The 24,708-nt window shown below is 69.6% G+C and carries 23 protein-coding genes and 2 tRNA genes; 11 read left to right on the top strand and 14 right to left on the bottom strand.

The window, feature by feature from the left end; translation table 11 throughout:
* Nucleotides 1-101 precede the first annotated feature (101 nt).
* From ACFYZA_RS21535 to pknB, 6 genes are all read left to right on the top strand, one after another.
* On the top strand, nucleotides 102-965 hold the full coding sequence (locus ACFYZA_RS21535) for an FhaA domain-containing protein (RefSeq protein ID WP_382583316.1): 864 nt from the start codon (nucleotides 102-104) through the stop codon (nucleotides 963-965).
* A 10-nt stretch (nucleotides 966-975) separates the two neighbouring features.
* The gene (locus tag ACFYZA_RS21530; RefSeq protein ID WP_161248201.1) at nucleotides 976-1,512 is read left to right on the top strand and encodes an FHA domain-containing protein; all 537 of its coding nucleotides are present in this window, start codon (nucleotides 976-978) and stop codon (nucleotides 1,510-1,512) included.
* 129 nt (nucleotides 1,513-1,641) lie between these two features.
* Nucleotides 1,642-3,120, top strand: a complete 1,479-nt coding sequence (locus tag ACFYZA_RS21525; RefSeq protein WP_382583312.1) for a Stp1/IreP family PP2C-type Ser/Thr phosphatase — start codon at nucleotides 1,642-1,644, stop codon at nucleotides 3,118-3,120.
* Nucleotides 3,121-3,146: 26 nt separating this feature from the next.
* A complete protein-coding gene (locus ACFYZA_RS21520) occupies nucleotides 3,147-4,568 on the top strand; it encodes an FtsW/RodA/SpoVE family cell cycle protein (RefSeq protein WP_382583309.1) in 1,422 nt (473 codons plus the stop codon).
* Entirely contained in the window at nucleotides 4,565-6,028 is a 1,464-nt protein-coding gene (locus tag ACFYZA_RS21515; RefSeq protein ID WP_382583306.1) for a peptidoglycan D,D-transpeptidase FtsI family protein, read from the top strand. The genes ACFYZA_RS21520 and ACFYZA_RS21515 overlap by 4 nt, the downstream gene beginning before the upstream one ends.
* Nucleotides 6,029-6,215: 187 nt before the next feature.
* Nucleotides 6,216-8,243, top strand: a complete 2,028-nt coding sequence (gene pknB, locus ACFYZA_RS21510; RefSeq protein WP_388492165.1) for a Stk1 family PASTA domain-containing Ser/Thr kinase — start codon at nucleotides 6,216-6,218, stop codon at nucleotides 8,241-8,243.
* 117 nt (nucleotides 8,244-8,360) lie between these two features.
* On the opposite strand, the gene ACFYZA_RS21505 is transcribed toward pknB, so the two are convergent.
* The 6 genes from ACFYZA_RS21505 to ACFYZA_RS21480 form a co-directional block, all read right to left on the bottom strand.
* Nucleotides 8,361-9,128 carry a class E sortase gene (locus ACFYZA_RS21505; RefSeq protein ID WP_388492163.1) on the bottom strand — a complete coding sequence of 256 codons (768 nt, stop codon included), beginning with the start codon at nucleotides 9,126-9,128 and terminating at the stop codon, nucleotides 8,361-8,363.
* Entirely contained in the window at nucleotides 9,125-10,366 is a 1,242-nt protein-coding gene (locus tag ACFYZA_RS21500; protein WP_388492161.1) for a class E sortase, read from the bottom strand. Before ACFYZA_RS21500 ends, ACFYZA_RS21505 begins: the two co-directional genes overlap by 4 nt.
* Nucleotides 10,297-10,935, bottom strand: coding sequence for an aminodeoxychorismate/anthranilate synthase component II (locus tag ACFYZA_RS21495; protein WP_388492160.1), 639 nt, complete (start codon nucleotides 10,933-10,935; stop codon nucleotides 10,297-10,299). The genes ACFYZA_RS21500 and ACFYZA_RS21495 overlap by 70 nt, the downstream gene beginning before the upstream one ends.
* Nucleotides 10,932-11,111, bottom strand: coding sequence for a hypothetical protein (locus ACFYZA_RS21490; RefSeq protein ID WP_100575577.1), 180 nt, complete (start codon nucleotides 11,109-11,111; stop codon nucleotides 10,932-10,934). The genes ACFYZA_RS21495 and ACFYZA_RS21490 overlap by 4 nt, the downstream gene beginning before the upstream one ends.
* A gap of 68 nt (nucleotides 11,112-11,179) precedes the next feature.
* Nucleotides 11,180-11,863: a class E sortase gene (locus ACFYZA_RS21485; protein WP_382583291.1), complete on the bottom strand. Its 684-nt coding sequence runs from the start codon at nucleotides 11,861-11,863 to the stop codon at nucleotides 11,180-11,182.
* Nucleotides 11,864-11,886: 23 nt separating this feature from the next.
* Nucleotides 11,887-12,666 (bottom strand): DUF881 domain-containing protein, encoded by a 780-nt coding sequence (locus tag ACFYZA_RS21480; RefSeq protein ID WP_388492158.1) that lies wholly within the window; start codon nucleotides 12,664-12,666, stop codon nucleotides 11,887-11,889.
* A 136-nt stretch (nucleotides 12,667-12,802) separates the two neighbouring features.
* On the opposite strand from ACFYZA_RS21480, the gene crgA reads away from it, so the two are divergent.
* A complete protein-coding gene (crgA, locus tag ACFYZA_RS21475) occupies nucleotides 12,803-13,057 on the top strand; it encodes a cell division protein CrgA (RefSeq protein WP_100575579.1) in 255 nt (84 codons plus the stop codon).
* 278 nt (nucleotides 13,058-13,335) lie between these two features.
* Here crgA and ACFYZA_RS21470 read toward each other — a convergent pair whose 3' ends face one another.
* Both ACFYZA_RS21470 and ACFYZA_RS21465 read right to left on the bottom strand, forming a co-directional pair.
* Nucleotides 13,336-14,226 (bottom strand): rhomboid family intramembrane serine protease, encoded by an 891-nt coding sequence (locus ACFYZA_RS21470; protein ID WP_388492156.1) that lies wholly within the window; start codon nucleotides 14,224-14,226, stop codon nucleotides 13,336-13,338.
* A gap of 85 nt (nucleotides 14,227-14,311) precedes the next feature.
* Nucleotides 14,312-14,845 (bottom strand): peptidylprolyl isomerase, encoded by a 534-nt coding sequence (locus ACFYZA_RS21465; RefSeq protein WP_382583283.1) that lies wholly within the window; start codon nucleotides 14,843-14,845, stop codon nucleotides 14,312-14,314.
* Between the two features lie 308 nt (nucleotides 14,846-15,153).
* Here ACFYZA_RS21465 and ACFYZA_RS21460 point away from each other — a divergent pair, with 308 nt between their 5' ends.
* On the top strand, nucleotides 15,154-15,861 hold the full coding sequence (locus ACFYZA_RS21460) for a DUF5324 family protein (protein ID WP_382583280.1): 708 nt from the start codon (nucleotides 15,154-15,156) through the stop codon (nucleotides 15,859-15,861).
* Nucleotides 15,862-16,225: 364 nt separating this feature from the next.
* On the opposite strand, the gene ACFYZA_RS21455 is transcribed toward ACFYZA_RS21460, so the two are convergent.
* A tRNA-Ala gene (locus ACFYZA_RS21455) sits at nucleotides 16,226-16,298 on the bottom strand.
* A 152-nt stretch (nucleotides 16,299-16,450) separates the two neighbouring features.
* On the opposite strand from ACFYZA_RS21455, the gene ACFYZA_RS21450 reads away from it, so the two are divergent.
* Together ACFYZA_RS21450 and ACFYZA_RS21445 are read left to right on the top strand one after the other, a co-directional pair.
* Nucleotides 16,451-16,999, top strand: a complete 549-nt coding sequence (locus tag ACFYZA_RS21450; RefSeq protein WP_100575598.1) for a DNA-binding protein — start codon at nucleotides 16,451-16,453, stop codon at nucleotides 16,997-16,999.
* 33 nt (nucleotides 17,000-17,032) lie between these two features.
* Complete coding sequence (locus ACFYZA_RS21445) at nucleotides 17,033-18,556, top strand: protein kinase (RefSeq protein WP_388492154.1); 1,524 nt, start codon at nucleotides 17,033-17,035, stop codon at nucleotides 18,554-18,556.
* A gap of 8 nt (nucleotides 18,557-18,564) precedes the next feature.
* On the opposite strand, the gene ACFYZA_RS21440 is transcribed toward ACFYZA_RS21445, so the two are convergent.
* Together ACFYZA_RS21440 and ACFYZA_RS21435 are read right to left on the bottom strand one after the other, a co-directional pair.
* A complete protein-coding gene (locus ACFYZA_RS21440; protein WP_388492153.1) occupies nucleotides 18,565-19,698 on the bottom strand; it encodes a hypothetical protein in 1,134 nt (377 codons plus the stop codon).
* A gap of 315 nt (nucleotides 19,699-20,013) precedes the next feature.
* Nucleotides 20,014-20,148: a DLW-39 family protein gene (locus tag ACFYZA_RS21435; RefSeq protein WP_003958712.1), complete on the bottom strand. Its 135-nt coding sequence runs from the start codon at nucleotides 20,146-20,148 to the stop codon at nucleotides 20,014-20,016.
* A gap of 222 nt (nucleotides 20,149-20,370) precedes the next feature.
* Between ACFYZA_RS21435 and ACFYZA_RS21430 the strand changes: the two genes are divergently transcribed.
* On the top strand, nucleotides 20,371-20,739 hold the full coding sequence (locus ACFYZA_RS21430; RefSeq protein ID WP_388492151.1) for a DUF6344 domain-containing protein: 369 nt from the start codon (nucleotides 20,371-20,373) through the stop codon (nucleotides 20,737-20,739).
* Nucleotides 20,740-21,291: 552 nt separating this feature from the next.
* Here the strand turns inward: ACFYZA_RS21430 and ACFYZA_RS21425 are convergent.
* The 3 genes from ACFYZA_RS21425 to gyrA all read right to left on the bottom strand — a co-directional run bounded on the left by ACFYZA_RS21425 (nucleotide 21,292) and on the right by gyrA (nucleotide 24,699).
* Nucleotides 21,292-21,365, bottom strand: a tRNA-Ile gene (locus ACFYZA_RS21425).
* Between the two features lie 97 nt (nucleotides 21,366-21,462).
* Nucleotides 21,463-22,014 (bottom strand): DUF3566 domain-containing protein, encoded by a 552-nt coding sequence (locus ACFYZA_RS21420; RefSeq protein WP_382583201.1) that lies wholly within the window; start codon nucleotides 22,012-22,014, stop codon nucleotides 21,463-21,465.
* An 87-nt stretch (nucleotides 22,015-22,101) separates the two neighbouring features.
* Nucleotides 22,102-24,699: a DNA gyrase subunit A gene (gene gyrA, locus ACFYZA_RS21415; RefSeq protein WP_382583199.1), complete on the bottom strand. Its 2,598-nt coding sequence runs from the start codon at nucleotides 24,697-24,699 to the stop codon at nucleotides 22,102-22,104.
* Between the last annotated feature and the right edge of the window lie 9 nt (nucleotides 24,700-24,708).

The raw sequence follows: 24,708 nt of genomic DNA, 5'->3' as shown, positions 1-24,708 counted from the left end.
ATTTCCCGACGCGTGGATACGATCAGTAAGCAGTACCAAGAGAGCTACTCACAGCAGAACCGGCAGCAAGACCAGGACGACAACGACGGAGGAGGTGCCCCATGGGAGTCATGAAGCGTTTCGAGCAGCGTCTCGAAGGCCTGGTCAACGGCACCTTCGCGAAGGTCTTCAAGTCCGAGGTCCAGCCCGTCGAGATCGCCGGCGCGCTCCAGCGCGAGTGCGACAACAACGCGTCGATCTGGAACCGGGACCGCACGGTCGTCCCCAATGACTTCATCGTCGAGCTGAGCGCTCCGGACTTCGAGCGGCTCAGCCCGTACTCGGGCCAGCTCGGCGACGAGCTGTCCGGCCTGGTGCGCGACTACGCGAAGCAGCAGCGCTACACCTTCATGGGCCCGATCAAGGTGCACCTGGAGAAGGCCGAGGACCTCGACACCGGTCTGTACCGGGTGCGCAGCCGCACACTCGCGTCCAGCACCGACCAGCAGGGCCCTCAGGGCGCGGGCCCGGGTGCCCCGCAGCGGCCCGCTCCCGCGTCGCCGCAGGGCGGCCGTGGTGGCTACGGCTACCCGCCGGCCGCGGCGTCCGCCCCGCCCATGCCCTCAGCGCCGCCTCCGGGCCGCCCCGCCGCTTCGCCCGACCGCCGTCCGGCGGCTCCGGGGCCGATGCCGGGCGGGCACGGCCAGGTGCGACGCTGGATCGAGATCAATGGCACCCGCCATCAGATCTCCCGCCCGACTCTGGTCCTTGGCCGCAGCACCGATGCGGATGTGAGGATCGACGATCCCGGCGTCTCGCGCCGGCACTGTGAGATCCGGACCGGAACGCCCCCGACGATCCAGGATCTCGGGTCCACCAACGGCATCGTGGTGGACGGGCAGCACACCACCCGCGCTACGCTCCGCGACGGCTCGCGGATCGTCGTGGGCAGCACCACCATCGTTTACCGGCAAGCCGAAGGGTGAAGCGGGGGCAATGTCAGAGCTGACCCTCACGGTCATGCGGTTGGGTTTCCTCGCCGTACTGTGGCTGTTCGTCATCGTGGCCGTTCAGGTCATTCGCAGTGATCTGTTCGGAACGCGCGTCACCCAGCGCGGTTCGCGCCGGGGCAATGACGCCAACCGGCAGCAGCAGACCGGGCGGCAGGCCGCGGCGGCCGCCGCGCCGCCGCCGCAGCGCGGCCAGCAGCAGGGCGGGGGCGGGCGGCAGCGCCGCGGCGCCCCGACCAAGCTGGTGGTCTCCGAGGGCACCCTGACCGGGACCACGGTCGCGCTCCAGGGGCAGACCGTCACGCTGGGCCGGGCGCACGATTCGACGATCGTCCTGGACGACGACTACGCGTCGAGCCGCCATGCCAGGATCTACCCGGACCGGGACGGCAATTGGATCGTCGAGGATCTCGGGTCCACCAACGGCACCTATCTGGACCGGACCCGGCTCACCACCCCGACCCCGATTCCGCTGGGCGCACCGATCCGCATCGGCAAGACCGTCATCGAGCTGCGGAAGTAGTACGACAATGAGCGAGCGGAGCGAGCGAGCCGCGGCGGTCTTCAGGGACCGGGACGGGCTCCCGACCGGAGGGTGGGCAGTGTGGCTCGACATGACCGGCCGTACCCCGAGCCGACAGGCGAGGTGCGCATGAGTCTCTCCCTGCGTTTCGCCGCCGGATCGCACAAAGGCATGATCCGCGAGGGGAACGAGGACTCCGGTTACGCCGGTCCCCGTCTCCTCGCCATCGCCGACGGCATGGGCGGTCAGGCCGCCGGCGAGGTCGCCTCCTCCGAGGTGATCTCCACCCTGGTCACGCTCGACGACGACGTGCCCGGCTCCGACATCCTGACTTCGCTCGGCACCGCCGTGCAGCGGGCCAACGACCAGCTGCGCATGATGGTCGAGGAGGACCCTCAGCTGGAGGGGATGGGCACCACGCTCACCGCTCTGCTGTGGACGGGTCAGCGCCTGGGCCTGGTGCACGTCGGCGACTCGCGCGCCTATCTGCTGCGTGACGGCGTCCTCACGCAGATCACCCAGGACCACACGTGGGTCCAGCGTCTGGTCGACGAGGGCCGCATCACCGAGGAAGAGGCCACCACCCACCCGCAGCGCTCGCTCCTGATGCGCGCGCTGGGCAGCGGCGACCATGTCGAGCCCGATCTGTCGATCCGTGAAGTGCGGGCCGGCGACCGGTACTTGATCTGTTCCGACGGCCTGTCGGGGGTGGTCTCCCACCAGACGATGGAGGAGACCCTCGCCAGCTATCAGGGGCCGCAGGAGACCGTGCAGGAGCTGATCCAGCTCGCGCTGCGCGGCGGTGGTCCCGACAACATCACGGTGATCATCGCCGATGTGCTGGACGTCGACGCCGGGGACACCCTGGCGGGGCAGCTCAACGACACCCCGGTCATCGTCGGCGCGGTCGCGGAGAACCAGCTGCAGCTGAACGACGGCGGCGCCATGCAGACCCCGGCCGGCCGCGCCTCCGGGCTCGGCCGTCCCGCGCCCTCGCCCACGGGCGGCTTCGGCCCGCCCGGCAGCGGTGAGGACGGCGGTTACGGCAATCCGCCCGAGGGGGCCTTCGGCTCGTACACGGACGAGGACTTCGTCAAGCCGCGCCGGCGCGGCAAGGGCCGCTGGATCCGCAGGTCGCTGTACATCGTGCTGGCCCTGGCGGTCGTCGGCGGCGGCCTGTACGGCGGTTACCGGTGGACGCAGACGCAGTACTTCGTCGGCACCAACAACGACGGCAATCCGCACGTGGCCCTGTACCGCGGCATCAGCCAGGACCTGGCGTGGGTGAAGCTCTCCACGGTGGAGACCGATCATCCCGAGATCGAACTCAAGTACCTCCCGCAGTACCAGCGCAACCAGATCGACTCGACGATCGCCGCGAGCAGCCTCGACAAGGCGCAGGCCAAGATCAAGGAGTTCGCGACGCAGGCGTCCGCCTGCAAGAAGGAGGAGGAGCGCCGGGCCGCCGAGGGGAACACTCCCGCGAAGCCCAGCACGGGTGCCACCGGCGCCCCGTCCAACAAGACCGCGACCACCGCATCTCCCACACCCGGCCCCAGCCTCTCGGAGGACGAGCAGAAGCTGGTCTCGCAGTGCGGTAAGCAGTAGGCAGCCGTAGGGGGCCTTTCCACACCATGAGCGTTGTCACCAACACGACCACCATCGGCGCGATCGAAGCACCGAGCCGCCGCAACACCGAGCTGGCCCTGCTGATCTTCGCGGTCGCCATCCCGGTGTTCGCGTACGCCAATGTGGGGCTTGCCATGACCGGCAAGCTTCCCTCCGGCATGCTCGGATACGGTCTGGGTCTCGGCCTGATGGCGGGTGTGGCGCACTTGGTGGTGCGCAAGTTCGCCAAGTACGCCGACCCGCTGCTGCTGCCGATCGCGACGCTGCTGAACGGGCTCGGCCTGGTGCTGATCTGGCGCCTCGACCAGTCGCCGCGGCTGATCCAGCGCGCCAAGGGCGCCTGGGGCAAGTTCTCCCCGGACGCCCCGCACCAGCTGCTGTACACGGCGATCGGTGTCGCGCTGTTCATCGGGGTGCTGCTGCTCCTGAAGGACCACCGCATCCTCCAGCGCTACACCTACATCTCGATGGCGGTGGCGCTGTTCCTGCTGGTGCTGCCGATGTTCTTCCCCGCCGTCAACGGCGCCAAGATCTGGATCTCGATCCCCGGTCTCGGCACCATCCAGCCCGGCGAGTTCGCGAAGATCATCATCGCGATCTTCTTCTCCGGCTATCTGATGGTGAAGCGGGACGCGCTCGCGCTGGCCAGCCGGCGCTTCATGGGCCTTTACCTGCCGCGCGGCCGTGACCTGGGACCGATCCTGGTCATCTGGGCGCTGTCGATCCTGATCCTGGTCTTCGAGACCGACCTCGGCACCTCGCTGCTGTTCTTCGGCCTGTTCGTCGTCATGCTGTACGTCGCCACCGAGCGCACCAGCTGGATCGTCTTCGGTCTGTTGATGTCCGCGGTCGGCGCGGTCGCGGTGGCCTCCTTCGAGCCCCACGTCCAGTCGCGTGTGAACGCCTGGCTCGACCCGTTCGCCTGCTACAAGACCGACAAGACCGGCGCCTGCCAGCAGATCGGCGACGCGATCATGTCGTTCGGCTCCGGCGGCACGCTGGGCACCGGGCTCGGCCAGGGCAACTCCGACCTGATCGGCTTCGCCGCCAACGCCGACTTCATCCTCTCCACCGTGGGCGAAGAGCTGGGCCTGGCCGGAATGATGGCGCTGCTGCTCCTGTACGGCCTGATCGTGGAGCGCGGGGTGCGCACCGCGCTCGCCGCCCGCGACCCGTTCGGCAAGCTCCTCGCGATCGGCCTGTCGGGCGCCTTCGCCCTCCAGGTGTTCGTGGTCGCCGGCGGCGTGATGGGCCTCATCCCGCTGACTGGTATGACGATGCCGTTCCTCGCGCAGGGCGGTTCCTCGGTCATCGCCAACTGGGCGCTGATCGGCATCCTGATCCGGATCAGCGACACCGCGCGCCGGCCCGCCCCGGCCCCTGCCCCGTCCTCCGACGCCGAGATGACCCAGGTGGTCCGACCGTGAACAAGCCCCTGCGCCGGATCGCGATCTTCTGCGGTCTGCTCGTCCTGTCGCTGATGATCCGCGACAACTGGCTCCAGTACGTCCGGGCCGACGAGCTGAACGCGAGCAAGTACAACCGCCGCGTCCAGATCGAGCGTTTCGCCCATGAGCGCGGCAACATCATCACGGCCGACGGCCAGACGATCACCGGCTCGACCGAGACGTCCGGCACCGACTTCAAGTACAAGCGGGTCTGGAAGGACGGGCCCATGTGGTCGCCGGTCACCGGATACGCCTCGCAGGTCTTCGACGCCACCCAGCTGGAGAAGATCGAGGACGGCATCCTGTCCGGCACCGACAACCGGCTCTTCTTCGACCGCACCCTGTCGATGTTCACCGGTGAGAAGAAGCAGGGCGGCAACGTCGTCACCACCCTGAACAGCGCCGCCCAGAAGGCCGCCTTCGAGGGCCTCGGCGACAAGAAGGGCGCGGTCGCCGCGATCAACCCGCAGACCGGGGCCATCCTCGCGCTGGCCTCGACCCCCTCGTACGACCCGGGCATGTTCGCGGGCAGCAGCAACAAGGACAGCAAGGCCTACAAGACGCTGCTCGACGACAAGAACGAGCCCATGCTGAACCGGGCGCTGCGCCAGACCTACCCGCCCGGCTCCACCTTCAAGGTGGTCACCGCCGCCGCGGCCCTGGAGAACGGGCTGTACTCCGGCATCGACGACCCGACGCGGTCACCGGTGCCCTACATCCTGCCGGACACCGCCAACCAGCCGCTGAACAACGAGGGCCACATCCCCTGTGAGAACGCCACGCTCAAGGTGGCGCTCCAGTACTCCTGCAACACCGTCTTCGGCAAGATCAGCGCCGACCTGGGCAACGACAAGATGAAGGCCGAGGCCGAGAAGTTCGGCTTCAACAAGGAGATCTTCAACCCGGTCCGCACGGACGCCAGCGTCTACCCGAAGGACAACCGTCCGCAGAACGCCATGGCGGGCATCGGGCAGGCCTCCAACCGCGCCACCCCGCTCCAGATGGCCATGGTCGCCTCCGCCGTCGCCAATGACGGCAAGCTGATGAAGCCGTACATGGTCGACCAGCTCCAGGCGCCGAACGTGGACGTCCTCTCCAAGACGCAGCCGGAGCAGATGAGCCAGCCGCTGTCGGCCGCCAACGCCCAGAAGCTCCAGAAGATGATGGAGTTCGTGGTGACGGACGGCACCGGCACCAGCGCCCAGATCCCCGGCGTGACGGTCGGCGGTAAGACCGGTACCGCCCAGCACGGTGTGGACAACAAGGACAACCCGTACGCCTGGTTCATCTCCTACGCGAAGTCCGGCGACGGCTCCCCCGTCGCGGTCGCCGTGGTGATCGAAGGCTCCGACACGACCCGCGACGACATCGCGGGTGGCAAGCTCGCTGCCCCCATCGCCAAGAACGTCATGAAGGCGGTGCTCGACAGCAAGAAGTGATCCGGGCTGTTTCACGTGAAACAGCGTCCGTTTCACGTGAAACATCACACGTGCCCTGTACCGGTCCGGTATCAGGTGGCGGTCGCGAGCTGATCGGCTTGCGGTGCCCGGTAGCGTATGCGCGAACAGCACACCGCCGGACCACCCATGGGTACGGTCGGGACAGACGGAGAGGGCTGGATTAGCTATGGAAGAGCCGCGTCGCCTCGGCGGCCGGTACGAGCTGGGCCAGGTGCTCGGCCGTGGTGGCATGGCCGAGGTCTACCTCGCGCACGACACCCGGCTCGGCCGCACCGTCGCCGTGAAGACGCTGCGGGCCGACCTCGCCCGCGACCCGTCCTTCCAGGCCCGGTTCCGCCGTGAGGCCCAGTCGGCCGCCTCGCTCAACCACCCGGCGATCGTCGCTGTCTACGACACCGGCGAGGACTACGTCGACAACGTCTCCATCCCGTACATCGTGATGGAGTACGTCGACGGTTCGACCCTGCGTGAGCTGCTGCACTCCGGGCGCAAGCTGCTGCCCGAGCGCACCCTGGAAATGACCATCGGCATCCTCCAGGCCCTCGAGTACTCGCACCGCAACGGGATCGTCCACCGCGACATCAAGCCGGCGAACGTCATGCTGACGCGCACCGGCCAGGTCAAGGTCATGGACTTCGGCATCGCCCGCGCCATGGGCGACTCCGGCATGACGATGACGCAGACCGCGGCCGTGATCGGCACCGCCCAGTACCTCTCCCCGGAGCAGGCCAAGGGCGAGCAGGTCGACGCGCGAAGCGACCTCTACTCCACGGGCTGCCTGCTGTACGAGCTGCTCACCGTCCGGCCCCCCTTCGTCGGGGACTCGCCGGTCGCGGTGGCCTACCAGCACGTACGCGAGGAGCCGCAGCCGCCGTCGAACTTCGACGCCGAGATCACGCCCGAGATGGACGCCATCGTCCTCAAGGCACTGGTCAAGGACCCCGACTACCGCTACCAGTCGGCGGACGAGATGCGCGCCGACATCGAGGCCTACCTCGACGGCCAGCCCGTCGCCGCGACCGCCGCCCTGGGCGCGGTCGGCTACGGCAACGGATACGACAGCTACAACAGCGGCTACGGCAACGACCAGCCGACGACCGCGCTGCGCCAGGCCGACTCGGGCGCGGGCCAGACCTCGATGCTGCCGCCGGTCAACCCCGATGACGGGGGCTACGGCTATGACGACCGGCCCGACCGGCGCCGTCAGAAGAAGTCGCACACCTCGACGGTCCTGCTGATCCTGGCGGGCGTTCTGGTGCTGGTCGGCGCGATCCTGATCGGCAAGTCCGTCTTCAACAACAGCGCCGACAGCAGTTCGGTGAGCGTGCCGAACCTCGTGGGCAGCAGCCAGGGCGACGCGGAGAAGCTGGCGACCAACGCCGGCGTCAAGATGTCCGTGTCCAAGAACGAGCCGTGCGCGGACCAGCCCAAGGGCAACATCTGCACCCAGACCCCGGCGAACGGCTCGATGAAGAAGGGCGAGACCGTCTCGGTCACCGTCTCCACGGGCGCGCCCAAGATCGAGGTCCCGGACGTCACGCAGAAGGACAAGGACAGCGCCACCCAGCTGCTCACGACCAAGGGCTTCCAGGTGAAGACCAAGGAGGTCGAGTCCGACTCGACTCCGGGCACGGTCGACAAGCAGGACCCGGCGGGCGGTTCGCAGGCCGAGAAGAACTCGACGGTCACCCTCACGATCGCCAAGAAGCAGACCACGAACCTGCCGGACGTGAAGGGCAAGGACTACAACTCCGCGCTCGCGCAGCTCAACAGCATCGGCTTCACGAACGTGTCCCGCCAGGACATCGACTCCAACGACCCGCAGAACCAGGTCGTTTCGATGAGCCCGAGCGGCAACACGAGCCAGGCCAAGGACGTCACGATCGTGCTGAAGGTCTCCAAGGGCCCGGCGACGACCCCGACGCCTCCCGGTCAGGCGCAGATCCCGGCGAACCTGATCACGATGACCGTGAAGAAGGCCACGCAGACGCTGAACGAGGCCGGCTTCAGCAACATCCAGTTCGCGGCGGGCAACTCGAACGACGAGAAGGCGCGCGTCACCAGCGTCACGCCCGGTCCCGGCACCATGGCCGACCCGAACCAGCCGGTCACGCTGACCACCATCGGTGGAAGCGGCGGGAACGGCGGGAACGGCGGCAACGACAACGGAGGCATCGGCGGCTGGTGGGGCTAACCCATCACGGCTCTCCTCGGCACTGAGGGCCACGTCCGCTCGGCACTGAGCCCCGGCACCCGTACAGGGTGCCGGGGCTCAGTGCCGAGCGGACGGCGGCGGGGGCGGTCGGTGCGGTCAGCGCAGCTCGGCCGGCGGGGTGCGCTTGGCGTCGACCTTCTCGGTGCGCACCAGCTCGCCCCACACGATGTAGCGGTACTTCGAGGTGTAGACCGGGGTGCAGGTCGTCAGGGTGATGTACTGGCCGGGCTTCTTGACGCCCGACTCCTTCGGGACCGGCTGCAGCACGTCGACGTTGTACTTCGAGGTCTCGGGCAGCTCGGCGAACACCTTGTAGACGTACCAGGTGTCCTTGGTCTCGAAGACGACGGGATCGCCGGTCTTCAGCTTGTCGATGTTGTGGAACTTGGCGCCGTGGCCGTCCCGGTGGGCGGCGAGCGTGAAGTTGCCGTCCTTGCCGGAGCCGGGCAGCGCCGCCTTCACCGGGTCCGTGTAGTACCCGGCCACACCGCCGTTGAGGACGTCGGTGTCGGTGCCCTCCTTGACGAGCACCTCGCCGTTCCGCATCGCCGGCACGTGCAGGAAGCCGATGCCGCCCTTGGTGTCGAGGGCGCCGGGGCCCGTGGCGGCCGCCCAGTCGCGGCGCACGTTGTCGCCCTGCTTGGACGCCTCGCGGTCGGCCATGACGTTCGTCCACCACAGCGAGTAGACGACGAAGAGGGCGAGCAACAGGCCCGCCGTGATGAGGAGTTCACCGAAGACGCTGATGGCGGCCGCGATCCTCCCGCTGCCGCGCCGGGCCGGAGGCGACCCGGACGTACCGGTCCGCTCCTCGTGGTCGGTTCCTGTCGCCACCGCACCCGCCCCTGCTGTCCGTTCGGTCATCCCACGAGCGCGTCGGGCTTGCCCTTGCTGCGCGGTCGGTCGTCGACCATCTTGCCCCACACGATCAGACGGTAGGTACTCGTGAATTCCGGCGTGCAGGTCGTCAGCGTCAGATAGCGGCCGGGCTTGGTGAATCCGGATCCGACGGGGACCGGCTTGAGGACCGACACGTTGGACGGCGGGGTCTGCGGCAGCTCGCTGGTGATCTCGTAGGTGTAGTACGCGTCCTGGGTCTCGACGACGACCTTGTCGCCCGCCTTCAGACGGTTGATGTAGCGGAACGGCTCGCCGTGGGTGTTGCGGTGGGCGGCGACCGCGAAGTTGCCCGTGGGGTCCGACGGCATCGCCGTCTTGAGGCTGCCCTCGTCGTAGTGGCCGATCATGCCCTTGTCGAGGACCTTCGCCTTGCTGGTGCCCTGCGCGATCGGGGCGACGATGTCCAGCTTGGGGATGTGCATGATGGCGAAGCCCTCGCCCGGCGCGAACGCGCCCGGCTTGCGGCCGTCCGCCCAGTCCTGCGCGATCTTCTTGGCGGCGCTGCCCGCCTCCTGGTGTGCGCGGACGTTCGTCCACCACAGCTGGTACGTCACGAACAGGAGCATCACCACGCCCAGCGTGATGAAGGCTTCGCCCAGGATCCGGCTGGCGATGACCGCCGCGCTGTCCTTGCGCGCCTTCGCCGCGCGGCGCGCCTCGGCCCGCGTGAGCCGCCGCCCGTCCGGCGCGGGGCCGGGAGCGGGGGCGGGGGTGCCACGCCCTTTGCCCTTGGCGGCCTTGCGCCGCTCGGCCCGCCCTCCGGTGGCCGGCGGGGCCGCGGAGGCCGTCGGGACGGCTATCGGCTCGGAGACGGCTATCGGCTCGGAGATCGGTATCTCGGCGGTGGCGGGGGCGAACGGTTCGGCCGCCGCGACCGGCTCGGCCATCGGCCCCTGTGCGGGATACCAGTCCTGCTGGTAGGCCGCGGGAGCCGGCTCATACCACTCCTGAGGCGCCGCCACGGGATCCGGCGGCACGTACCCGGGGTCCGGCACAGGCTCCGATACGGGCTCCTGTGCGGGGGCTGACGCGTGGGGCGCCGGGTTGTCGGAGCGGAACCAGGGCGACTCGTGGCCGCCCTGGGGCAGGGGGTCAGTCAGCGGGTCGTACTCGTGCTCCGGGCGCACCGAAGTCACGCCGCGGCCTTGCCCACCACCGGCGCGAGCCCCGCCGAGCGCCCGACGGCCCCCGCGTCCCCGCATCGGACCAGCCAGTTGGCCAGCATCCGGTGGCCGTGCTCGGTCAGGACCGACTCGGGGTGGAACTGGACGCCCTCGACGGGCAGTTCACGGTGGCGAAGCCCCATGATGATGCCGTCCTCGGTGCGCGCGGTGACCTCGAGCTCACCCGGCAGGGTGGCCGGTTCCGCGGCCAGCGAGTGGTAACGGGTCGCCGTGAAGGGGGAGGGAAGACCCGCGAAGACGCCGGCGCCCTGGTGCAGCACCGGTGACGTCTTGCCGTGCAGCAGCTCGGGGGCCCGGCCCACGACACCGCCGTAGGCGACCATCATCGACTGCATGCCGAGACAGACGCCGAAGACGGGGACGCCGATCGCCGCGCAGTGGCGGACCATCTCGACGCAGACACCGGCCTGTTCGGGCGAGCCGGGGCCGGGGGAGAGCAGGACGCCGTCGAAGCCGTCCTGGGCGTGACCGAGCGAGACCTCGTCGTTGCGGACGACCTCGCACTCGGCGCCGAGCTGGTACAGGTACTGGACCAGGTTGAAGACGAAGCTGTCGTAGTTGTCGACTACGAGAATGCGCGCGCTCACCGGACTGCCGTCCCCATCCCCTGGTCCACCGTCACGTCGTTGAACGGGAGCAGCGGCTCCGCCCACGGGAAGACGTACTGGAAGAGCACGTAGACGATCACGAGCACCATCGCGAGCGAGATGAACGCCCGCAGCCACGCGTTGCCCGGCAGATGCCGCCAGATCCAGCCGTACATGCTGTCCCCGCTGTCCCTTCCGACGATCGTTACGGCACCAGACTAAGGGGCCGGGCTGCGGTGTGGGGTCAGCCGTCCAAAGCTGTGGGTTTGCCCTGGGTCACGGGCCGCGTCGAGTCGAGGTGCCCCCAGACGATCAGGCGGTGGCTGCTGCCCCACTCCGGATCGCAGGTGGTGAGGGTCAGATAGCGGCCCGGGGAGCGGAACGGCGACTCGGCGGGGACGGGGTCGATGACTCCGACGTCGCTGGGCAGCGTCCGGTAGGGCGTGGTGTCGAGGCGGTAGGTGTACCAGGTCGTGTCGTCGCGCAGCACGACCGCGTCGCCGGGGCGCAGTTCGGGGAAGTCCTTGAACGGGTCGCCGTAGGTGCGCCGGTGGCCGGCGACCGAGAAGTTGCCCTGCTGGCCGAGCCGGGTCGTGTTGGCGTAGTGGCCGAGACCCTTCTGGAGGTCCTTGACGGCGGTGCCTTCGAGGACCGGCTTGTGCCAGTCCTTGCCCAGCCGGGGGACGTACATGACGGCGAAGGAGCGGCCCTCGGTGTACGCGGCCGGCGCCGGGGATTCCCTGGGCGCGGCCGGGCGGGGCGCGGGGCTCTGGGCCCACTGCTCCTGCAGGCCGGATATCTGGTCGTTCGCCGCGTGGTCGGCCTTCACGCCGGTCCAGTACAGGAGGTAGACGACGAACAGGACGATCAGGGTGCCGACGGTGAGGCACAGTTCGCTGAAGGACCTGACGAGGATCCGCACGGACATCGGCGGTGCCCCCTCCCGCGCCGCTACTGCACCTGTTTCGCGTAGTGGAGATCCACTGTGCCCGAGTAGGCGGCGAGAGTCATCGTCTTGTGCTCGTCCACTTTCCAGCCGAGCCCGTAGGCCTTCACGTACAGCTGGTAGTTCTGGATCGCCTTGGAGGCGCCCAGTGCCCCGCGCAGCTTCCCGGTGTCCCCCACGGCCGTGATCTTGTACGGGGGCGAGTAGACGCGGCCCTGGAGGATCAGGGTGTTGCCGACGCAGCGCACCGCGCTGGTGGAGATCAGGCGCTGGTCCATGACCTGGATGCCCTGGGCGCCGCCCTGCCACAGCGCGTTGACCACCGCCTGGAGGTCCTGCTGGTGGATGACGAGGTCGTTGGCCTGGGGTGTGGGGTAGCCGGGGGCCGCGGTGGCGTTGGGCGGGGCGTCGTTGAGCGTGACGGTCAGTCCCTTGCCGGAGACCGGCGCGGTGCCCGAGGCGTCCTTGAGGCTGTTGAGGAGCTGGTCCTGGGCCTTGGTGGAGCCGTCGTCGCGCTGGGCGAGCGCGTCCACGTCGCCGCGCAGGGCCGCGGCGGAGTCGCCGAGCTCCTTGTTCTTGTGGTCGCGCTGCTTGATCAGGTCCGACAGCTTCAGGAGCGAGGCGTCGGTGCGGATGTTGGTGCCCTTGGCCGTGTTGAAACTGGTGACGAAGATGAGCCCGGCGAGCGCGAACACGGCGGCGGACAGGAGCCGTACGGGGCGGCCGCGCAGGCGGCGCCGGGGCTGCTCGGGGACCCCGTCGGGGGAGTCGGCAGAATTGCTCAACGTACCCTTATCTCCTTCAGCGCCACGGAAGCACTACGCTAACGGACGCTTGGGGGAGGATTCCCCCGCAGTCCCGTCCCCGGCGCCGCCACAGTTCCCTGCGCGGTCACGCAGCGCATCGACAGGAGAGTTCCTCGTGCCGAAGTCACGTATCCGCAAGAAGGCCGATTTCACGCCGCCGCCCGCCAAGCAGGCGACCGCCATCAAACTGGGCAGCCGCGGCTGGGTGGCCCCGGTGATGCTGGCGTTCTTCCTCATCGGGCTGGCCTGGATCGTCCTCTTCTATGTGACCGAGGGCGATATGCCGCTCAAGGCGCTCGGAAACTGGAACATCGTCGTCGGTTTCGGCTTCATCGCGGGCGGCTTCGGCGTCTCCACCCAGTGGAAGTAGCCCGCTGACCGCAGCGGAATCCGAGGGCGGACGCAAGCTCTGCCCCTAGTTATCCACAGCGCTATCCACGGGGAGTGGATAACTCAGACCATCTGTGGATAACTTCCGGGATGTTGACGCCGGTGTGACTGGTTCCACCGGCCTCCGCGCCCCACGCGCCCCTTGCCCCACCTGGAAATTGCCAGGTCAGGGGTGAGGGGCGCGGGCGTTCCCCACCCGGTGCACAAGTCCCGCCACCCTCTGTGGACAACTCTGGGGAAAGCTCGTACCCGCTGTGGTCAGGTGAGCTGTGCGGTGCGGATCAGCACGAGCGCGACCGAGACGGCGAGCACCAGCGCACAGCTGCCCCACTGCACCAGGGAGCGCCGCTCGGCCGGTGCGTGGACCATGCCGATGCCGAGCAGGACGCCCGCGACCAGGCCGCCCACGTGCGCCTGCCAGGCGATGCCCGCCCAGGCGAACGTGAAGATCAGGTTGACCACGAGCAGCCCGATGACGGGCCGCATGTCGTACTTCATCCGCCGCATCAGCACCGCCATGGCGCCGAAGAGGCCGAAGATCGCGCCGGAGGCGCCGAGCGACGGCTCGTTCGAGGCGGCGAGCAGAAACGTCAGTGCGCCGCCCGCGACGCCCGACACGAAGTACAGCGCCAGATACCGTGCCCGGCCGAGCGCGGCCTCCAGGGGGCCGCCGATCCACCACAGGCTGAGCATGTTGAAGCCGATGTGGGCATAGCCGCCGTGCAGGAACATCGAGGTGAGCAGGCGGTACCACTGGCCCTCGGCGATGCCCTGCACCCCGTCGAAGCCCGGCACGCCGGCCCGCCCCAGCAGGAAGAACGCATCGGTGAACCGGTCCCCGACCACCTGCTGGACCAGGAACAGGGCCAGGTTGATCCCGATGAGGAGCTTGGTGACCAGATGCGGGTCGCCCGCCGCCAGGACCCCGCCGGCCACCGTCCGCGGCTGGTTGGCCGTCGGGGCGTGGCCGGTGCCGGAGCCGGAGCGTACGCACTCGGGGCACTGAAAGCCGACGGAGGCGCTGATCATGCAGTCCGGGCAGATCGGGCGGTCGCAGCGGGTGCAGCTGACGGGCGCGGGCACCCCGGGGTGGCGGTAGCAGCTGGGCGGCCCGGCCTGCCGCGCCTGGTCCTGGTGGTCCTCGTTCATCGGGCTCCCTCGTCCTCGTGCAGCAGCTCCGCCCCGCTCGTCATACGGACGGGCGGGGCGGAAAGGTTCCCGGAGGAGCCGTAGATCAGCCTTCGCGGGTCTCCACGACGACCGACTCGATGACCACGTCGTTGACCGGGCGGTCGGTGCGCGGGTTGGTGTCGGTGGCGACGATCGCGTCCACGACCTTGCGGCCGGCGTCGCTCGACACCTCGCCGAAGATGGTGTGCTTGCCGGTCAGCCACGCGGTGGGCGACACGGTGATGAAGAACTGCGAACCGTTGGTGCCCGGGCCGGCGTTGGCCATGGCCAGCAGGTACGGCTTGGTGAAGGCCAGGTCCGGGTGGAACTCGTCGCCGAACTCGTAGCCCGGGCCGCCGGTGCCGTTGCCCAGGGGGTCGCCGCCCTGGATCATGAAGCCCTCGATGACGCGGTGGAAGACGGTGCCGTCGTACAGGCGGTCCGTGGTCTTCTGGCCGGTCTCCGGGTTCACCCACTCGCGCTCGCCGTTGGCGAGTTCCACGAAGTTCTTGACCGTCTTGGGTGCGTGGTTCGGCAGGAGCCGAATCTCGATGTCGCCCTGATTGGTCTTCAGGGTGGCGTAAAGCTGCTCGGCCACGATCTGCCTTTCCTCGAAGGTCTGCACTGACGTCCCCCGATCCTCGCACGGACCGCGGCACCCGAGAGAAAGCGCCCGGTTACCGACAGATACCCGCCGAACGCTCCCGTACTGCCCCCAACCGTGGCATTGTCGTCCGCAAGCTCCCCCCTCGGCGGTGCGTTCCGCACCGCGGCCCCTCAATTGCTTCAAAGATGCGAGGCCCACCCGGATGCCTTTCCGCACATGCCGGGTACCCGCAGGACAGGCATGATTTCGAGATGGGTGGAAAGGCGACATACCGAACCGCCACCAAGGAGGAGGATCACGTGACCCGCATGGAGAGCGTGCGCGCCGCAACCGGATCGGCGAAGGAGAGCGTGCTGCACGCCGCGGAAGTGGTGGCGCCCTACGCCGACTCGGCCAAGCAGCAGGCCGCACAGTATGCCCAGCACTACGCCCAGGAGGCGCGCGTACGCGTGGCTCCGAAGGTGGCCAAGGCGGCGGTCCAGGCCCGGAGCCAGGCCCGGCACCAGTACGACGCCCATGTGGCGCCGCGCGTCCCGCCGAGGGTGGACGAGGTGGCCCACCAGGCGGCCAGGCAGTCGCGCCGGGCCGCGCGCCAGGCCGCGGACTACGCCGCCCCGCGCGTGGAGCAGGCGGTCGCCGCCGCGCAGCCGCTGCGCGAGGAGGCCATGGCGCGCTCCGCCGCGGCGCTCGCGGCGCTGCGCGGCCAGGTGACGACGAAGGAGATCGAGAAGCTGGCGCGCAAGCACCGGCGCCGGGCCAAGGCCGCCCGGGCCGGCAAGGGCTTCCTGATTCTGGGCATCGTCGCGGGCGGGGCGTTCGCCGCGTGGCGGTGGTGGGACAAGCAGGCCAACCCGGACTGGCTGGTCGAGCCCCCCGAGCCGACCGAGGTCGTCGACCGTGCGCCGCTCAGCTCGGTGGACGGCAGCGCCGAGGCCCTCGACCCCGAGGTCCAGGCCAAGCAGGCCGAAGCGGAGGCGGAGGCCGCGGACGGCGACGAACGGCACTGACCGGCACGACCGGTGGACGCCCGGCGGCCCGAGAGGCCGCCGGGCGTCCGGCATGTCCGGCGTGATCCGGCCGCCGGGAGCCGGCCCTTGGCCGACGGTCGACGCGGCCGGGGGAGGAACTCCTCGCGGTGCCGTCACGCGGCCGGAGGCCGGACTCCTCCCGATGCCGTCACATACGGCGAGAGCACTGCCGCCGCGGGACTGCCATGGGCGGCGGCGACACGAGCGAGGAGGTCCGCCGGTACGACGGCGTACTGCTGGGGGCCGACGGTCTCCAGTGCCGAGGCGTCACCAGCACGGAGAAGCAGAGCGAGAAAAAGACCCCCCTGACCGCGTTTTCGCTGGTCAGGGGGGTCTGATGCTGTGGAGCCTAGGAGATTCGAACTCCTGACATCTGCCTTGCAAAGGCAGCGCTCTACCAACTGAGCTAAGGCCCCGGATGAGGTGTTGCGGGACCAGAGTACCGGGTGGAACGGGGGATCTCGCAAAAGGATTGGGACTCCCGGTGAACGACCACTCTCCGTAAGATGCTCGACGAGGTTCGCACCCGTGAAGCGGCCTCAATGGGGAAGCGATGGGGAGACGCGCAATGGACGCAGCACAGCAGGAAGCGACCGCCAGAGCCAGAGAGCTTCAGCGGAGCTGGTACGGGGAGCCGCTGGGGGCGCTCTTCCGCCGGCTGATAGACGACCTCGGGCTCAACCAGGCCCGGCTCGCCGCTGTTCTCGGACTCTCGGCGCCCATGTTGTCGCAGCTGATGAGCGGACAGCGCGCCAAGATCGGCAACCCGGCCGTGGTGCAACGGGTCCAGGCCCTGCAGGACCTGGCCGGACAGGTCGCCGACGGCAGCGTGAGCGCCGTGGAGGCCACCGACCGCATGGAAGAGATCAAGAAGTCGCAAGGAGGCTCGGTGCTGACCAACACCGGCCAGACGACGTCCAGTTCGGGTGCCCCGACGGTGCGCCGGGTGGTGCGCGAGATCCAGTCGCTGCTGCGTTCCGTGGCGGCCGCGGGCGACATCATCGACGCCGCCGACACCCTCGCCCCCGCCCACCCCGAACTGGCAGAGTTCCTCCGGGTGTACGGCGCGGGGCGGACCGCGGAGGCGGTCTCGCACTACGAGGCGCACCAGAGCTGACAACGGGCCGATCGATCCTGGGAGGGGCGTCGGGTGGGCGAGGTCTTCGCCGGTCGGTACGAGCTGGTCGATCCGGTCGGACGGGGCGGGGCCGGAGCCGTCTGGCGCGCCTGGGACCGGCGCAGACGCCGCTACGTGGCCGCGAAGGTGCTCCAGCAGAGCGACGCCCACACCCTGTTGCGGTTCGTCCGCGAGCAGGCCCTCAGGATCGACCATCCGCATGTGCTCGCGCCCGCCAGCTGGGCCGCCGACGACGACAAGGTCCTGTTCACCATGGACCTGGTCAGCGGCGGCTCGCTGGCCCATCTCATCGGCGACTACGGGCCGTTGCCACCCCGCTTCGTCTGCACCCTGCTCGACCAGCTGCTCGCCGGCCTGGCCGCGGTCCACGCCGAGGGCGTCGTCCACCGGGACATCAAACCGGCCAACATCCTCATGGAGGCCACCGGAAGCGGGCGGCCCCATCTGCGCCTCTCCGACTTCGGCATATCCCTGCGCAAGGACGAGCCGCGCCTGACCGAGACCAACTACGTGGTGGGGACGCCCGGTTACTTCGCCCCCGAGCAGATGATGGGCGCCGAACCCGACTTCCCCGCCGACCTGTTCGCCGTCGGCCTGGTCGCCCTGTACCTCCTGGAGGGCAGCAAACCGGACGCGCGGGCCCTCGTGGAGTACTTCGCCGCCCACGGCACCCCGAGCGCACCGCAGGGCATCCCCGAGCCCCTCTGGCAGGTCCTCGCGGGGCTCCTCCAGCCCAACCCGCAGAACAGGTTCCGCACGGCTACGGGGGCGCGCAAGGCGCTGGCCTCGGCGGTCGAACTGCTTCCGGAGCAGGACCCGGACGAGGAACCCGTCGAGGTCTTCGACCAGATCGGCCCGCTGCCCCCCGGCTTCGCCGAACACGGCCCCGAGCAGCCGGCCCAGGGGCCCGCCCGCGCCCCGGATGCGTCGGACTCCGGCCCGTGGGGGTCGGGAGCGTGGGCCTCGGGAGAATGGGCCTCGGGAGCGTGGGCGCCCACAGGGTGGGAGGCGGACCGGCGCGGATCGGTCCAGGGGGCATCGGGTGAGGGGGCCTCGGGCCAGGGGTCCTCGGGCCAGGCGGCCGTGGGCCCGTCACCCACCGGCTTCGGTCCCGCCAACGATTCCGGTGCGGGGACCGGCTCGGGCGGCGGCGCCCTGCCCGCGGTCCCGCAGCACGCGCCCACCCCGCCCACTCAGGCACCGGCCGCACCCGCACATCTGCCGCCGCCGTACGAGCGGACGCCGCCCACCCCCGCCACCGCCCCGTACACCGCGCCGTACCCCAATGCGGCCGCGTCGCCCCAAGTTCCCTTCCAGGGAGCCTCGTTCGGGAACCTCGCGCCACCGGCGCCATCGGCTTCATCCCTGCCGTCGGGGCCGTCCGTACCGTCGGGGCCGTCATCCGTGCCGCCGCCGCCATCGGTGCCATCCGTGCCGACGCCTCGCCCGGGGCCGCCCCCGAAGGTCGCCGTCCCGGTGCTCCTGGTGGCACTGGTGTGTTTCGCCGTGGGGATCTGGGCGCTGATCCAGACCTGAGGGCCCGGCTACCAAGTACCGGGCGGCCCGAAGCCCTGTGACCCGGGCCCGGTTGCGGCCGCGCGCCGGCGGGCCACCAGCGTCCACACCCCGAGCCCCGTCACCAGGACCGTGCCCGTACCGATTCCGAGGGCGGCGAGCAGTTTCATCGAGCTCTCGCGCGCGGAGGATCCGCCCTCGCCCGATCCGGCCGCACCGAAGTCGGGCGCCGGTCCCGCGTAGGCCGGCCCGGACTGCGCTGTCCCCTTTACCGTCAGACGCAGCGTCAGATCGTACGGCGCGTTCCCGAAGGTCCGCCCGACCTCGGGGCTGAGCGACACCGCCAGGTAGTAGGACCCGTTGACCCGCAGCGCCGAGGTGTCGTCCGAGGGCGCGTAGCGGTTCTCGTAGGCGACCGGCGCGAGCGGTTCGAGCGCCGCCTCCTTCTGCCGTCCGTCGTACGGCGCCGACGCTCCGGTGACCAGGCCGAGGACGGGGTTGTAGAGCTGGAGGGAGAGCGCGGTGCCGACGTAGCCGTCCTTAGTAGCGGCCAGGCTTCCCAAACCTCCGGCGGCGAAGAGTTGCTGTCCCCAGTCGAGCGGCACGCGGAAGAAGAGGGTCTCGCCGGGCCGGATGGCATCCCTCCACTGCCCCGGGGACACCGCGGCCGCGTCGTGGAATCCGGTGCCGCCGTGGACCTGGCGCGCAGGGCCCGTGGGCGGGGCCGGCGACGCGGAGGGCCAGCCGGAGGGCGCGGTGCTCGGCCCGGTCCCGCTGCGGGTGGGCTCGGTCGTGTAGCGCAGATCGAGCCCCCAGTCGGAAGGCGTGGAGGACGGGTCGCTCTCGCGCTCGACCACCATGTAGTAGGTGCCCGGTCCCTGACAGGTCGACAGGCTCTTGCGCAGTGCGCGGTAGGCGGAGGCGGCGATGGGGTGCGGATACTGCGCCGAGCCGATCGAACGCCGCTGGGAGTCGCAGTCGTCGCCGTCCGCGTCCTGGATCGACACCTTGATGGAGTCGCCGTAGGCGAGCTTCGCGCCCGCCGGCCCCGGCAGCGCCACCGCCGACGCGTAGGCGTCCTTCACCCCGTCCAGAACCAGCTGAAAATAGAGCTTGCCACCGGGCTTGATGACCGATCTATAGGCGGCGTCGGCCTTCAGCACCGGCCCCTCGGTGTTCCGGGCGCCCCCCACCACATCCTGGACGCCGTCGGGAAACCGGTACGAAGGGTACGCCCCGGCCGCCTGCGCGGGGCCCGGCGCCGCCAGGAGCGCACCCAGCGCGGCGCCCGCCGCTCCGATCCCTAGTGCGGTCGCCCTCGACCTGCCGCGCCTCGTCCTCACTCGCCCCGCCCCACCTTTGCCCTCGCAAGTCAACTATTCGCTCACGTGAACTCGCCGGGTCCCGGGACCGCCCCGGGACAGCACGAAGCCCCGGCCACCTCAGTGGCCGGGGCTTCGCAACCGGGTCTTTCGGTCTCACACACCCGAACCTGCGGGCACGGAGTCGGTCGCCTCCGTCCACAGATCCTGCTCGGCGCGATCCGCCTGGATCTGGCGGTACACGAGGAGCCCGCCGATGGCGGCCAGTGCGACCAGGAGGAGCTTCTTCACCGCGCGACCTCGTCTTTCCTTGACGTAAGGGACCTCTGCCGCCCGACTATACACACCGATCGATATCAATCGGTGATGCTCCATCCGTGTGTAGTTCATCGGAAGATCCGCCGATACGGTGCGTCGCTCCCCGCTCAGCCCGAGCCCCCCACACATCATCGGATACAACGCAATTCGGGCAACCCAACAGCATGTACTGCTTACGGAAGAAGCGAGGAAATCATGGCTACGACCAAGATCACGACCTGGTGGACCGCACTCATCGGCGCGCTGGTCGCCCTCCTCGCCTCGCTCGGCCTGGCCGGCCAGGCCGCGGCCGCCGCCCCCACGGCTTCCGTACCGCAGCACGACACGACGTACAACCGCAGCGAACCGGCCACCCCCGTTGCGCCGAGCGTGCAATGGGCCCTGCCCGCCGCCTCGGCCCTGCCCCCCACGATGAAGCAGCGCATCCGCGCCGAGGCCCACGGCTCCTCGCCGTCCTCCCGGCACCGCGCCGACGTCCGTGACGCGGGCGATGACCAGGCGCAGGGCGACGACGGCGCCGCACAGACCCCCACGGAAGACCCGGCCGAGGCCCCTTCCCCCTGACCCACCCCCGCTCTGCCCGAGCTGCGAGCCCGGCAACTCCCCCGAGTTGCCGGGCTCTTCGGTGTCCCGAGACGCGGGCCACCCACGAAATCCCATAAGCCCTAATGCGATTCGGAAGCGCCCGGGGGCTGCCCGGAGATGCGGAGGTCCGGATCCCCGCAGAAACGGAAGCCCGGAGGTCCGGAGGCCCGGAGGTCCAGAGGCCCGGAGGTCCAGAGGCCCGGAGGTCCAGAGGCCCGGAGGCCCGGAGACACGGAAGTCCCGCAGCCCGGAAGGCCGGGGACCCCAAAGCCCCGAAGCCCGAAGGTCCGGAAGCCCGGAAGTCCGGAAGTCCCGAGGCCCGGAGACACGGAAGCCCCGAAGCCAAGAGGCCCGGAATCCCGGATCCCCGGAAGCCTTCTCGGGAGCATCGCCGCGTCGCGGACGCCCCGACCCCCGGCCGCTTCGGCCCCCAGGGGCCTGCCTCTCCACGGCCTCCCATCGACGCGACACCCCGCGACCCCGGAAACGCCGAAGACCCCCGGGCTTTCGCCTCGGGGGTCTTCGTCACTGTGGGGCTAACAGGATTTGAACCTGTGGCCTCATCCTTATCAGGGATGCGCTCTAACCAACTGAGCTATAGCCCCGCCGCGTCTTGCGGGATGTCCCGCGCGCCGACCTCTGAAGATTAGCGCACGGGACGGCCAGTCCCAAAATCGATAGCCGAGCAGCTGTGAACTGCGGCTACTCGTCCTCGGCGAGCGTGAGCTCGATACCGCCCACGAAGCCCGCCGAGAGGTTGTAGATGAACGCCCCCAGCGTCGCGAGCGCCGTGGCGAGCACCACGTCGATCACGGCGATGATCGACGTGAAGAGCAGCACCCGCGGCAGCGACAGGAACGACTGCAGGTCGAAGCCGTTGGACTCGTTCGAGCCGGTGGCCTCGCTGATCGTGCCGCCGACCGTGGAGAACACGCCCATGGCATCCATGACCATCCACAGCACCGCGGCCGCGATGACCGTGCAGATGCCAAGGGCGATGGACAGCAGGAAGCTGACCTTCATGACCGACCACGGGTCGGCCTTGGCCACCCGCAGCCGCGCCTTGCGCGTACGGGGCATGGTGCGTGCCCCGGTGCGCGGGCGGCGCACGCCCTCGGCGCCGCGCTGCGGCGCCGGATAGGCCTGCGGCGGGTGGTAGGGCTGCTGACCGCCGTGCGCCGGCTTCTCGCGCTCGCCGGGCAGAGCCCCGCTCTCATACTCCGCGCGGCCCTGTGGGCCCCGGGTTTCCGTCACCGTTACCCCCTGGGAGTCCGCGGCAGGGCCACGGGCACCGTTTGCTCCGGAAGCGGCCGCTCCGGCGCCCGTGGCTCCACTCACGCTTTACTCCTCGTGCTCCCCGGCCGAAGGCTGGACGCCCTCGGCAGCAGCCTCGGCAGTAGCGCCCTCGGCGTCGTCGGCCCCGTCGACCTCTACGGCCTCGCTGCCCGCCTCGGCGTTACGGGCGATGCCGACCACGGCATCGCGCTTGCCCAGGTTGATCAGTTGGACGCCCATGGTGTCACGGCCCGTCTCCCTGACCTCGTTGACTCGCGTACGAATCACACCGCCGCCGAGAGTGATGGCGAGGATTTCGTCCGTTTCCTCGACCACCAGCGCGCCGACCAGCGAGCCGCGGTCCTCCACGATCTTGGCGGCCTTGATACCGAGGCCGCCGCGACCCTGGACGCGGTACTCGTCGACGGGGGTGCGCTTCGCGTACCCGCCATCGGTTGCGGTGAAGACGAACGTACCGGGCCGGACGACATTCATCGAGAGCAGTTCGTCTCCCTCGCGGAAACTCATGCCCTTGACGCCGGACGTGGCGCGGCCCATGGGGCGCAGCGCGTCGTCGGTCGCCGTGAACCGGATGGACTGCGCCTTCTTGCTGACGAGGAGCAGATCGTCATCGGCCGACACCAGCTCCGCGCCGATCAGTTCGTCGTCGCCGCCGTCCGCGGTCTCGCGCAGATTGATGGCGATGACACCACCCGAACGGGGCGAGTCGTAGTCCTTGAGCGACGTCTTCTTCACCAGGCCGGCCTTCGTGGCCAGGATCAGATAGGGCGCCGCGTCGTAGTCGCGGATCGCGAGGATCTGGGCGATCTTCTCGTCCGGCTGGAAGGCCAGCAGGTTGGCGACGTGCTGGCCGCGCGCGTCGCGCCCGGCGTCCGGCAGCTCGTAGGCCTTGGCCCGGTAGACCCGGCCCTTGTTGGTGAAGAACAGCAGCCAGTGGTGCGTGGTGGAGACGAAGAAGTGGTCGACGATGTCGTCCTGCTTCAGCTTGGTGCCCCGCACGCCCTTGCCGCCGCGCTTCTGCGAGCGGTAGTCCTCGGTCTTGGTGCGCTTGACGTAACCACCGTTGGTGATGGTGACGACGATGTCCTCTTCGGCGATCAGGTCCTCGATGGACATGTCGCCGTCGAACGGCACCAGGGCCGAGCGGCGGTCGTCGCCGAACTTGTCGACGATCGCGGCCAGTTCGTCGCTGACGATCCCGCGCTGCTTCTCGGGCGAGGCCAGGATCGCGTTGTACTCGTTGATCTTCGCCTGGAGCTCGTCGTGCTCGGCGACGATCTTCTGGCGCTCCAGGGCGGCGAGCCGGCGCAGCTGCATCTCGAGGATGGCGTTGGCCTGGATCTCGTCGATGGACAGCAGGCCCATCAGGCCCTCGCGCGCCACGTCGACCGTGTCGCTGCGCCGGATCAGCGCGATGACCTCGTCGATCGCGTCGAGCGCCTTGAGCAGGCCGCGCAGGATGTGGGCCCGCTCCTCGGCCTTGCGCAGCCGGAACTTCGTACGCCGGACGATGACCTCGATCTGGTGCGTCACCCAGTGGCGGATGAACGCGTCGATCGAGAGCGTGCGCGGCACGCCGTCGACCAGCGCCAGCATGTTGGCGCCGAAGTTGGTCTGGAGATCGGTGTGCTTGTACAGGTTGTTCAGGACGACCTTGGCGACCGCGTCCCGCTTCAGGACGATCACCAGGCGCTGGCCGGTACGCGAGCTGGTCTCGTCGCGGACGTCCGCGATGCCGCCGACCTTGCCGTCCTTGACCAGGTCGGCGATCTTCTGCGCGAGGTTGTCGGGGTTGGTCTGGTACGGCAGCTCGGTGACCACCAGGCACTGGCGGTTCTGGATCTCCTCGACCGCGACGACCGCGCGCATCGTGATGGAGCCACGGCCGGTGCGGTACGCCTCCTCGATGCCCTTGCGGCCCACGACCAGCGCGCCGGTGGGGAAGTCGGGGCCCTTGATGCGCTCCATCAGCGCGTCGAGGAGCTCCTCGTGCGAGGCCTCCGGGTTCGCCAGGTACCACTGGGCGCCCTCGGCGACCTCGCGCAGGTTGTGCGGCGGGATGTTGGTCGCCATGCCGACCGCGATGCCGGCCGAGCCGTTGACCAGCAGGTTCGGGAAGCGCGCCGGCAGGACCGTCGGCTCCTGGTTGCGGCCGTCGTAGTTGTCCGTGAAGTCGACGGTCTCCTCGTCGATGTCCCGGACCATCTCCATGGCCAGCGGCATCAGCTTGCACTCGGTGTACCGCATGGCGGCAGCCGGGTCGTTGCCCGGGGAACCGAAGTTGCCGTTGGAGTCCACCAGCGGCATGCGCATCGACCAGTGCTGGGCGAGGCGCACCAGGGCGTCGTAGATCGAGGAGTCGCCGTGCGGGTGGTAGGTACCCATGACGTCACCGACGACGCGGGCACACTTGTAGAAGCCCTTCTCGGGCCGGTATCCGCCGTCGTACATGGCGTACAGGACGCGGCGGTGGACGGGCTTCAGGCCGTCCCGTACGTCCGGCAGCGCACGCGAGACGATGACGGACATCGCGTAGTCGAGGTAGGAGCGCTGCATCTCCGTCTCGAGCCCGACGGGCTCGATCCGCAGAACAGGGCCTTCCTCGGCGGCGTCAGTGGTCGTGGGAGTGTTCTCGTCGGCCATTGCTGGTTC

It is taken from the genome of Streptomyces sp. NPDC001828 (assembly GCF_042892175.1).
Lineage (GTDB): Bacteria > Actinomycetota > Actinomycetes > Streptomycetales > Streptomycetaceae > Streptomyces.
Note: the sequence above shows the minus strand (reverse complement) of the source record. Positions and strands in the feature narration are given on the sequence as shown.

Excerpts from the sequence above, each read along its gene's own strand:
- ACFYZA_RS21535 (WP_382583316.1), top strand. The coding sequence starts at position 102 with ATGGGAGTCATGAAGCGTTTCGAGCAGCGTCTCGAAGGCCTGGTCAAC.
- gyrA (WP_382583199.1), bottom strand. The coding sequence starts at position 24,699 with ATGGCCGACGAGAACACTCCCACGACCACTGACGCCGCCGAGGAAGGC.
- ACFYZA_RS21485 (WP_382583291.1), bottom strand. The coding sequence starts at position 11,863 with ATGTCCGTGCGGATCCTCGTCAGGTCCTTCAGCGAACTGTGCCTCACC.
- ACFYZA_RS21450 (WP_100575598.1), top strand. The coding sequence starts at position 16,451 with ATGGACGCAGCACAGCAGGAAGCGACCGCCAGAGCCAGAGAGCTTCAG.
- ACFYZA_RS21505 (WP_388492163.1), bottom strand. The coding sequence starts at position 9,128 with ATGACCGAACGGACAGCAGGGGCGGGTGCGGTGGCGACAGGAACCGAC.
- ACFYZA_RS21500 (WP_388492161.1), bottom strand. The coding sequence starts at position 10,366 with ATGCGGGGACGCGGGGGCCGTCGGGCGCTCGGCGGGGCTCGCGCCGGT.
- ACFYZA_RS21525 (WP_382583312.1), top strand. The coding sequence starts at position 1,642 with ATGAGTCTCTCCCTGCGTTTCGCCGCCGGATCGCACAAAGGCATGATC.
- ACFYZA_RS21520 (WP_382583309.1), top strand. The coding sequence starts at position 3,147 with ATGAGCGTTGTCACCAACACGACCACCATCGGCGCGATCGAAGCACCG.
- ACFYZA_RS21430 (WP_388492151.1), top strand. The coding sequence starts at position 20,371 with ATGGCTACGACCAAGATCACGACCTGGTGGACCGCACTCATCGGCGCG.
- ACFYZA_RS21470 (WP_388492156.1), bottom strand. The coding sequence starts at position 14,226 with ATGAACGAGGACCACCAGGACCAGGCGCGGCAGGCCGGGCCGCCCAGC.
- ACFYZA_RS21530 (WP_161248201.1), top strand. The coding sequence starts at position 976 with ATGTCAGAGCTGACCCTCACGGTCATGCGGTTGGGTTTCCTCGCCGTA.
- pknB (WP_388492165.1), top strand. The coding sequence starts at position 6,216 with ATGGAAGAGCCGCGTCGCCTCGGCGGCCGGTACGAGCTGGGCCAGGTG.
- ACFYZA_RS21490 (WP_100575577.1), bottom strand. The coding sequence starts at position 11,111 with ATGTACGGCTGGATCTGGCGGCATCTGCCGGGCAACGCGTGGCTGCGG.